Source organism: Acidovorax sp. HMWF018, assembly GCF_003061035.1.
GTDB lineage: Bacteria > Pseudomonadota > Gammaproteobacteria > Burkholderiales > Burkholderiaceae_C > Acidovorax > Acidovorax delafieldii.
On sequence record NZ_QAIM01000174.1, the window covers coordinates 1 to 10,129 of the forward strand.

The 10,129-nt window shown below is 64.5% G+C and carries 8 protein-coding genes; 1 reads left to right on the top strand and 7 read right to left on the bottom strand.

Annotated features, from left to right (window positions below):
• From DBR23_RS06550 to DBR23_RS06580, 7 genes are all read right to left on the bottom strand, one after another.
• On the bottom strand, positions 1 to 548 hold a 548-nt coding region (locus tag DBR23_RS06550; protein ID WP_146191252.1), incomplete at its 3' end, for an ABC transporter permease.
• A complete protein-coding gene (locus DBR23_RS06555; protein WP_199227648.1) occupies positions 541 to 2,094 on the bottom strand; it encodes a sugar ABC transporter ATP-binding protein in 1,554 nt (517 codons plus the stop codon). The genes DBR23_RS06550 and DBR23_RS06555, both read right to left, overlap by 8 nt.
• The gene (gene mmsB, locus DBR23_RS06560; RefSeq protein ID WP_108497699.1) at positions 2,094 to 3,323 is read right to left on the bottom strand and encodes a multiple monosaccharide ABC transporter permease; all 1,230 of its coding nucleotides are present in this window, start codon (positions 3,321 to 3,323) and stop codon (positions 2,094 to 2,096) included. The genes DBR23_RS06555 and mmsB overlap by 1 nt, the downstream gene beginning before the upstream one ends.
• A 1-nt stretch (position 3,324) precedes the next feature.
• Positions 3,325 to 4,842: a multiple monosaccharide ABC transporter ATP-binding protein gene (gene mmsA, locus DBR23_RS06565; protein WP_108497700.1), complete on the bottom strand. Its 1,518-nt coding sequence runs from the start codon at positions 4,840 to 4,842 to the stop codon at positions 3,325 to 3,327.
• A gap of 110 nt (positions 4,843 to 4,952) precedes the next feature.
• The gene (gene chvE / locus DBR23_RS06570) at positions 4,953 to 6,023 is read right to left on the bottom strand and encodes a multiple monosaccharide ABC transporter substrate-binding protein (protein ID WP_056067543.1); all 1,071 of its coding nucleotides are present in this window, start codon (positions 6,021 to 6,023) and stop codon (positions 4,953 to 4,955) included.
• Positions 6,024 to 6,210: 187 nt separating this feature from the next.
• Entirely contained in the window at positions 6,211 to 7,176 is a 966-nt protein-coding gene (locus DBR23_RS06575) for an ABC transporter substrate-binding protein (protein WP_108497710.1), read from the bottom strand.
• A 78-nt stretch (positions 7,177 to 7,254) separates the two neighbouring features.
• Positions 7,255 to 8,706: an aldehyde dehydrogenase family protein gene (locus DBR23_RS06580; RefSeq protein ID WP_108497701.1), complete on the bottom strand. Its 1,452-nt coding sequence runs from the start codon at positions 8,704 to 8,706 to the stop codon at positions 7,255 to 7,257.
• A gap of 137 nt (positions 8,707 to 8,843) precedes the next feature.
• Here DBR23_RS06580 and DBR23_RS06585 point away from each other — a divergent pair, with 137 nt between their 5' ends.
• Entirely contained in the window at positions 8,844 to 9,806 is a 963-nt protein-coding gene (locus DBR23_RS06585) for a LysR substrate-binding domain-containing protein (RefSeq protein WP_108497702.1), read from the top strand.
• The last annotated feature ends 323 nt before the right edge of the window (positions 9,807 to 10,129 follow it).

Here is a 10,129-nt window from a genome sequence, read left to right on the forward strand (position 1 = left end):
AGCCCCGCCAGGTACCCGCCCCCCATGAAGAAGTAGGGTGTGTAGTAGATGGTGATGATCTGCCCATCGGTGATGAGCTGGGCGATGCCCCTGCCTGCCACCATCAGGATCAGCGTGGCAATGATGGGTTGCATGCCCACCTTGGCGACCAGCACGCCGTTCCAAAGCCCGCACAGCAGTGCCACGCCGATGGCGCCCAGGATGGCGACCGGCAGCGGGAACCGGCTTTCGGTGCCCGACACCGAGCCGCCGATCAGCCACGCTGCCACGGCCGCTGCAATGGCCACTGTCGCACCCACCGAGATATCGATGCCGCGTGTGGCGATCACCAGCGTCATGCCCAGGGACACCAGCACCAACGGTGCGGCGCGGTTCAGGATGTCGATGAGGCTGCCGTACAGGTGCCCGTCGCGCCATTCGATGTTCAAGAAGCTCGCGTTGAAAGCCGTGTTGATACCCAGCAACAACAGCAGCGTGATGATGGGCCAGGCCAGTCGGTGGTGCATCAGCGCGGCAATGGGGGAGGGGGTATTGCGTTTTTCAGGCATGTTGTTCTGCGGCGATGAGTTCGTAGACGGCGTCCTCGCTACTTCCAGCTGGAAGTTCACCCACCTTGTGGCGATCGCGGAGCACCACGATGCGGTGCGCCACGCGCACCACCTCGCTCATTTCGGAAGAGATGAACAACACGGCCATGCCCGCCTGGGCTAGGCGCAGGATCTGGTCCATGATTTCCTGCTTGGCGGCCACGTCGATGCCGCGCGTGGGTTCGTCCAGTATCAAAAGGCGCGGTTCGATGGCCATCCAGCGCGCGAGGATCGCCTTTTGCTGGTTGCCACCCGACAGCAGGCCGATGGGCTTGTCCACCGTCTCGGTCTTGATACCCAGCAGCTTCACATAGCGTTCGGCCAGCGCCGTCTGCTCGGCGCGCGAAAGGAACTTGCTCACACCCATGCGCGCCTGCAGCGCCAGCGCAATGTTCTCGCGCACCGACAGCTCGGCCACGATGCCGTCGGTCTTGCGCTCTTCGGGGCACAGGGCCAGGCCATGGCGGATCGCATCCATGGGGTTGGCAAACTTCACCACCTGCCCGTCGATGCGCAGCGCGCCCCGGTCGGGTTGCTCCAGGCCAAACAGCAGGCGCGCCAGCTCGGTGCGGCCTGAGCCCAGCAGCCCGGCCAAGCCCACCACCTCGCCCGCGCGGATCTGCAGGTCCAGCGGCTGCAGTTGAGTGTCTTGCCCCAGGCCCTCGGTTTGAAGCAGCGTGGTCTGGTGGCTGTCCACGGTCGGCGCTGGTGCGGGTTGCTCCGATGCCGCAGCCATATCGCGGCCCAGCATGGCGGCGATGAGGGCTTGAGGTCCGAGGTCCTTTGCCAGCCACTCACCCACCCAGCTTCCGTTGCGCAGCACGGTGATGCGGTCGGATACGGCATACACCTGGTTCAGGAAATGCGTCACAAAGACGATGGACAGGCCCTCGCTGCGCAGGCGTCGCAGCACCTCGAAGAGCTTCTGCACCTCGTCGTCGTCCAGGCTGGAGGTGGGTTCGTCCAGGATCAGCACGCGCGATTCGATGCTGAGTGCACGCGCAATCGCCACCAGCTGCTGCACGGCCACCGGGTAATCCGACAGCAGGCGCGTCACGTCGATCTGCAGACCGATGCGCGCCACCAGATCGCGGGCGCGCTGGTGCAGCGTGGCCCAGTCGATGCGAAAACCCTGCGCGATGCCGCAGCGCGGGTAGCGGCCCGCAAAGATGTTCTCGGCCACCGAGAGGTTGGGGCAGAGGTTGACCTCCTGGTACACCGTGCTGATGCCCAGACGCTGCGCGGCCAGGGGCGAGTCGGGCCACACGGCTTCCCCTCCCAGCCGCATCTGGCCGCCGCTGGCCTCCAGCACGCCCGTCAGCACCTTGATCAGTGTGGACTTGCCCGCACCGTTTTGCCCCATCAGCGCATGGATCTCGCCAGGGTAGAGGTTGAGCTGCACGTCGCGCAGCACGGGGATGCCCGCAAACTGCTTGTGGATTCCCGAAAGCTGCAGCACAGGCGCGGCAGCGGGGGCGTGAGCGGTGGACGCGTCCATGGGGGTCATCACGCTTTGTTCTTGTTGTAAACGTCCACGAGAACGGCGGCCAGCAGCACCACGCCCTTGATGACCTGCTGGTAGTCGATGCCGATGCCCAGGATGGACATGCCGTTGTTCATCACGCCCATCACGAAGGCGCCAATGACCGCGCCCATCACCTTGCCCACGCCGCCCGATGCCGATGCGCCGCCGATGAAGCAGGCCGCAATCACGTCCAGCTCAAAACCCAGGCCCGCCTTGGGCGTGGCAGTGTTCAGCCGCGCCGCAAACACCAGCCCGGCCAGGGCCGCCAGCACGCCCATGTTGATGAAGGCATACAGCGTGAGCCGCTCGGTCTTGATGCCCGAGAGCTTGGCCGCCTTCTCGTTGCCGCCCATGGCGTAGATGCGGCGGCCGATGGTGGTGCGGCTGGTGACAAAGTCGAACAGCACGATCAGCAGCGCCATCACGATCAGCACGTTGGGCAGGCCCTTGTACGAAGCGAGCAGGTAGCTGAAGTACACCAGCAGCCCGCCAAACACCACCGTGCGTGCGATGAACAGGCCTGCAGGTTCTGTCTGCACGCCATGGCGCAGGCGGTTGGCGCGCTGGCGCAGTCCGCCCACGGCCAGGGCCGCAGCCACCGCAGCGCCCAGCAGCAGCGAGGTCAGGCGCAGGCCTTCCACGCTGAACAGGTCGGGGATGAAACCCGAGCTGAGCATCTGGAACGCCGAAGGGAACGGCCCCACCGACTGACCCGCCAGCAGCGCCAGCGCCAGGCCCTTGAACACCAGCATGCCCGCCAGCGTGACGATGAACGACGGAATGCGCGAGAAGGCCACAAACCCGCCTTGAATGGCGCCGATGAGCCCGCCGCACAGCAGGCACACCAGCGTGGCGGGCACAAAGTGCCAGTTGTATTCGACCATCAGCACCGCAGCCAGCGCGCCGATGAAACCACACACCGACCCCACCGACAGGTCGATGTGCCCGGCCACGATGACCAGCAGCATGCCCAGCGCCATGATGACGATGTAGCTGTTCTGCAGCACCAGGTTGGTCAGGTTCAAGGGCTGCATCAGCGTGCCCTCGGTCATGTACTGGAAGAAGCCCATGATGGCCACCAGCGTGATCAACATGCCGTATTCGCGCAGGTTGTGCTGCAGGTGCTGCAACAGCGATTTGTCGTGCCGCGCCGCTGCTGTCGGGCTGCCGTCGGCCAGCGTGCTGGCGGGGGGATGGGTGGTCTGGCTCATATCAACTGGCTTTCACAATCGCTCGCATGATTCGTTCTTGGGATGCCTCGGCCGTGGGCATCTCGGCCACAAAGCGGCCTTCGTTCATCACATAGATGCGGTCCGTGATGCCCAGCAGCTCGGGCATTTCGGACGAGATCACGATCACGCATTTGCCCTCGGCGGCCAGCTGGGCGATGAGGGTGTAGATCTCGTACTTGGCGCCCACGTCGATGCCGCGCGTGGGCTCGTCGAGGATGAGCACTTCGGGGCTGGTGAACAGCCATTTGCTCAGCACCACTTTTTGCTGGTTGCCGCCCGACAGGTTCAGCGTCTTCTGGTCCACACCCGAGCAGCGGATGCGCAGCTTCTCGCGGTAGTCCTGTGCCACGCGGTGTTCCTGGCCGCTGTCGATCACGCTGGCGAACGACACGCCCGGCAGGTTGGCCAGCGAGGTGTTGAACTGGATGTCTTCGTTCAGCACCAGGCCATTGCCCTTGCGGTCTTCGGTCACATAGGCCAGGCCGTGGCGCACGGCCTTTTCCACAGTGCTCACGTCGATGGGCTGGCCGTGCAGCCGCACTTCGCCGCTGATGCGCTGGCCCCACGAGCGGCCGAAGATGCTCATGGCCAGCTCTGTGCGGCCTGCGCCCATCAGGCCCGCAATGCCCACTATCTCGCCGCGCCGCACATTCAGGTCGATCCCCTTGAGGTGCTCGCGGTCGCTGCGCTGCGGGTGGTGGGCGCGCCAGTTGCGCACCTCAAAAACAATGTCGCCCACTTGCGGCTGGCGCTGGGGGTAGCGGTCGCTCATCTCGCGGCCCACCATGGCCTGGATCACGCGGTCCTCGCTCACCGGGCCTTCGCGGCAGTCCAACATCTGCACGGTGCTGCCGTCGCGCAGCACGGTGATCGCATCCGCCACGCGCGAGATTTCGTTGAGCTTGTGCGAGATCAGGATGCAGGTGATGCCCTGGGCTTTCAGCTCCAGCAGCAGGTCCAGCAGGGCCTGGCTGTCGTTCTCGTTCAGGCTGGCTGTGGGCTCGTCCAGGATCAGCAGGCGCACCTTGCGCGACAGCGCCTTGGCAATTTCCACCAGCTGCTGCTTGCCCACACCCAGCTGGCCCACCGGTGTGTCAGGCGACTCGCGCAGGCCCACTTTGTGCAGCAGTGCCTGGGCGCGGCTGTGGGCAGCCATCCAGTCGATGACGCCGTGCCGCGCGGTTTCGTTGCCCAGGAAGATGTTCTCGGCAATCGACAGCAGCGGTACTAGCGCCAGCTCCTGGTGAATGATGATGATGCCCAGGTGCTCGCTGTCGCGGATGCCCGCAAATTCGCGCTCCTGCCCGTCGAACAGGATCTGGCCGCTGTAGCTGCCGTGCGGGTACACACCCGACAGCACCTTCATCAGCGTGGATTTGCCCGCCCCGTTTTCGCCGACGATGGCATGGATCTCCCCGGCCTGCACCTGCAGGTTGACCTGGTTCAGCGCCACCACGCCAGGGAAGGTTTTGCGGATGTTCCGCATTTCAAGAAGCATGGTCTCTCAGTCTGTTGGCAGGGCCTTGGGCCCCATCCCGGTTGCACGCCGCCTGCGCTGCCCCAGCAGCATTCGCAGGCGGCGGCTCTACATGCAGAAGCCGCTCGCGCTCACTTGATTTGGGACTCCTTGTAGTAGCCACTGCCGACCAGCACCGTGTTCCAGTTGGATACGTCCACCGACACGGGCTTGAGCAGGTACGAGGGCACCACCTTCACGCCGTTGTTGTAGGTCTTGGTGTCGTTGATCTCGGGCTGCTTGCCCGTCAGCACGGCGTCCACCATGTTGGCGGCCACCTTGGCCAGCTCGCGGGTGTCCTTGAACACGGTGGAAGACTGTTCGCCCTTGAGGATGGACTTGATGGAAGGCACCTCAGCGTCTTGGCCGCTGACCACGGGGCAGGGCTGCTGGGCGGTGCAGTAGCCCACGCCCTTGAGGGAGGACAGGATGCCGATGGAGATGCCGTCATAGGGCGACAGCACCGCATGCACCTTGTCCTTGCCGTAGTAGGCCGACAGCAGGTTGTCCATGCGCGCCTGGGCCACCGAGCCATCCCAGCGCAGCGTGCCCACCTTGTTCATGCCGGTCTGCTTGCTGCGCACCACCAGCTTGCCGCTGTCGATGTAGGGCTGCAGCACGCTCATGGCGCCGTCGTAGAAGAAGAAGGCGTTGTTGTCGTCCGGCGAGCCGCCGAACAGTTCAATGTTGAACGGGCCCTTGCCTTGCTTGAGGCCCAGCTTGTCCACGATGGAGGTGGCCTGCAGCACACCCACCTGGAAGTTGTCGAACGTGGCGTAGTAGTCCACGTTCTTCGAGCCCTTGATGAGACGGTCGTACGCAATGACCTTCACGCCCTTGTCGGCCGCGTTTTGCAGCGCCTTGGACAGCGTGGTGCCGTCAATCGACGCGATCACCAGCACCTTGGCACCCTTGGTGATCATGTTCTCGATCTGCGCGAGCTGGTTGGGGATGTCGTCTTCGGCGTACTGCAGGTCGGTCTTGTAGCCCCGGTCCTTGAGCACCTTGACCATGTTGTCGCCATCGGCAATCCAGCGCGCCGAGGACTTGGTGGGCATCGAGATGCCGATGGTGCCCTTGTCCTGGGCCGATGCCACGGACGTGGCGCCAATGGCAGCCAGTGCCACGGTGGCCAACACGGCCTTGAAAATTGCACGCTTCATTTGAGTCTGTCTCCTGATGTTGTTTTGATTTGATTGCCGCTTGGATGCGTCACGGCCTTACGAAACTGTCGCGGCCCAGTGCCAGAGCCGCCGCCCAAGGGCCGCCCCGCCGGGCCAGTGGCGTCCCCCTTCCCGCATCGCGCAGCGATGCGAGAGAAAGGGGGAAGGCGCGCAGCGCCTCAGGGGGTTAATACTTCCTGTTCGGCATTTCCTTCGCCGCCACTTCCATCGGGAAGATGCCTTCTTCGGTCACGATGCGCTTGGGTACCGCCTTGCCTGCCTTGATGTCCTTCACAGCGCTCATCAGCTGCGGACCCAGCAGGGGGCTGCATTCCACGCTCACGTTGAGCTTGCCGGCGATCATGGCTTCGAAGGCGCCCTTCACCGCGTCGATGGAGATGATCACGATGTCCTTGGCGGGCTTCATGCCGGCCTCTTCGATGGCCTGGATGGCGCCAATCGCCATGTCGTCGTTGTGCGCGTACAGCACGTTGATCTTCTTGCCCTCGGCCTTCAGGAAGGCTTCCATCACTTCCTTGCCCTTGGCGCGGGTGAAGTCACCGGTCTGGCTGCGGATGATCTTGAACTTGGGGTCGGCCTTGATGACTTCTTCAAAGCCTTTCTTGCGGTCGATGGCAGGGGCCGAGCCCACGGTGCCTTGCAGCTCGACGATGTTGAAGTCGCCCTTCTGGTCCTTCATCTTCTCCACCAGCCAGCGGCCGGCCTTGCGGCCTTCTTCCACAAAGTCCGAGCCCATGAAGGTCACGTACAGCGACGTGTCCTTGGTGTTCACTGCGCGGTCGGTCAGCACCACGGGGATCTTGGCGGCCTTGGCCTCGCGCAGCACGGGCTCCCAGCCCGACTCCACCACGGGCGAGAACGCAATCACGTCCACCTTCTGCGCGATGAACGAGCGGATGGCCTTGATCTGGTTCTCCTGCTTTTGCTGCGCGTCCGAAAACTTCAGCTCGATGCCCGCCTCCTTGGCGGCCGACTTGATGGACTCGGTGTTGGCGGTGCGCCATTCGCTCTCGGCCCCCACCTGGCTGAAGCCCAGCACGAGGGGCTTTTGCGCCCAGGCGGCGCCGGGCAGCAAGGCGGCCACGGGCACGCTGGCCAAGGCGGCAGCAACGGTGCGGCGGTTCATTTTCATCATCTTGTCTCCTGTCTGTAATGGTTGGTTGACGATGGTTGCGGGATGGAAAGAAGGAACGCTCGAAAAGGGCAGGGCTCAAGCCAACATGTAGCCGGTCTTGACGGTGGTGTAGAACTCGGCGGCGTAGCGCCCCTGCTCGCGGGCGCCGTAGCTTGACTCCTTACGGCCGCCAAACGGCACATGGAAGTCCACCCCCGCCGTGGGCAGGTTCACCATGGTCATGCCCACGGCAGCGTGGCGCTTGAAGTGCATGGCGCGCTTGAGCGACGTGGTGCAGATGCCCGCACACAGGCCAAAGGGCGTGTCGTTGGCCAAGGCCAGTGCGTGCTCGTAGTCGTCGGCCCGCAGCACGCAGGCCACGGGGCCAAAGATTTCCTCGCGCGCCACGCGGTGCTCGGGGCGGGCCAGGAAGAGGGCTGGGCTCATGTAATGGCCTGGGGTGGGGCGCTCCAGGCGCTCGCCACCCCAGACATGCTCCGCTCCCTCGCTCTTCGCAATGTCGATGTAGTCCAGGTTTTGTGCCAGCTGGTTGTCATCCACCACCGGGCCCATCTCGGTGCCGCGCTCCAGCGCGTGGCCCACCTTCAGGCTGGCCAGCCGGTTGCGCAGGCGCGCCACAAAGGCGTCGTGCACCTCGGCCTCGACAATGAGGCGGCTCGATGCGGTGCAGCGTTGACCGGTGGAGAAATACGAGCCCTGCAGCGCGCAGTCCACCGCCTGGTCCAGGTCGGCGTCGGCCAGCACGATGAGCGGGTTCTTGCCGCCCATCTCCAGCTGCACCTTGGCACGGCGCTGGCTGGCCGCACGCAAGATGCGGTCGCCTGTGGAAACAGAGCCGGTAAAGCTCAGCGCATTGACCAGCGGGTGGTCCACCAGCGTCTGGCCCACCTCGCGGCCGCTGCCCATGACGAGGTTGAAGGCACCGGCGGGCAGGCCGCTGCGGCTGATGATTTCGGCCAGCGCCCAGCCACAGGCGGGCACCAGCTCGGCGGGCTTGAACACCACGGTGTTGCCGTAGGCCAGGGCCGGGGCGATCTTCCAGGCCGGGATGGCGAACGGGAAGTTCCACGGCGCAATGATGCCCACCACGCCCACGGGCTCGCGGGTTACGTCCACCTGCACGCCTTGGCGCACCGAGGCGAGTAGTTCGCCCTGGATGCGCAGCGCCTCTCCCGCAAAAAACTTGAAGATCTGCCCGCTGCGCGCCACCTCGGCGATGCCTTCAGGCAGCGTCTTGCCTTCTTCACGCGCCAGCAGTGCGCCCAGCTCGTCCTTGCGCGCTAGCAGCTCGCTGCCGATCATGTCCAGCACGTCGGCGCGGCGTTGGGGTGTGCTCTGGCTCCAGGTGGGCAGGGCGTCGGCCGCAGCGCGCACGGCCAGCTCGGTCTGGTTGCGGTCGGCGCGGGCGTATTCGGCCACCACCTCGCGGGTGTCCGACGGGTTGGTGCTGATGCCGGTGGTGGTGCCGATTTCCCACCGGCCGTTGATCAGGTGCCGGGGGCTGAGCTGGAGGTCGCCGAGCTTCATGGAGAGAGGCCTTTGTTGCAGTTGCGGCGAAGTCTATGGAAGGTTTCGATATCAATCCAATCGTTTTTTAGACAAAATACATATCGTTCTTTGCATTCTGGAAAACCCCTCCCTTTTTTTCCCGTCCTTCGCCATCCATGAGCACCTACAACCACTGGTTCATCCGCGCCCGCCTCAAGACGCGCCAACTGCTGCTGCTGGTGGCCCTGGCCGAAGAGGGCAACATCCACCGCGCCGCCCAGGTGCTCAGCATGACCCAGCCCGCTGCCTCCAAGCTGCTCAAGGACCTGGAGGACGTGCTGGAGGTGTCGCTGTTTGACCGCCTGCCGCGTGGCATGCGCCCCACCTGGTACGGCGAAACGATGATCCGCCACGCGCGCATGGCCCTGGCCAACCTGAACCAGGCGCACGACGAGATCGGTGCGCTCAAGCGCGGGCACTATGGCCAAGTGGGCATCGGCGCCATCACCTCACCCGGCCTGAGCCTCCTGCCCGCCGCCGTGGCGCTGGTCAAACAGGAGCATCCCAGCCTGCGCATTTCGCTCGACATCGAGACCAGCCCGGTGCTGCTGGAGCGGCTGGAGCAGGGCAAGCTCGACATCGTGGTGGGCCGCTTGTACGAGGAGCACGACAAGGAGAACCTGCGCTATGAGTCGCTGACGGAGGAGCTGGTCTGCGCCATGACGCGCCCGGGCCACCCGCTGTCGAGCATGACCGGGTTGACGCTGCGCGACGTGGTGTCGGCCAGCTGGATCGTGCCGCCGGCGGGCAGCGTGTTGCGGCACCGGTTTGACCTGATGTTCCAGCAGGACGGGCTGGCGCCGCCGCTGCACACGGTGGAGACATCGGCCCTGTTGTTCATCACGCGCATGCTGCAGCAGAGCGACATGATTGCGGTGGTGGCGGAGGATGTGGCGCGCTATTACGCGGCGCATGGGATCGTGACGGTGTTGCCGCTGGCGATGCCGTGCCATATGGATGCGTTCGGAATCATCACGCGGTCGGACCGGCTGTTGTCGCCGGCGGCGAAGGTGATGATGAAGGCGTTGAAGCAGACGAGTCTGGTGCAGTACGGGAGGCGGTTGGAGGTGGGGGATTGATGGTTTTGGTTGATATTGGCTGGATGCGCTAGCGGGATATGTGTTGGTAGCTATTGATTTTGTAGTGTTGGTTTTCGTGCGCTGAGTGGGTGGCGTGCCTTTGTTGAGTGCGGAGGCCGGGAGTCGACCCGGCGGGCGAGGTACTTTTCTTTGCTTCGCCAAAGAAAAGTACCCAAAAGAAAGGCGACCCCCAGTCTGCGACCCCTTCGCTGTGCGACGGGGCAAACCTGCGGCGGGGCGGTTGCGGGGTGCGCCGTGGAACTCGCTCTGCGCTGGCGCGCGCCGCTCAGACATCCACGGCGAGTCAGTTCACGAAGCATGGG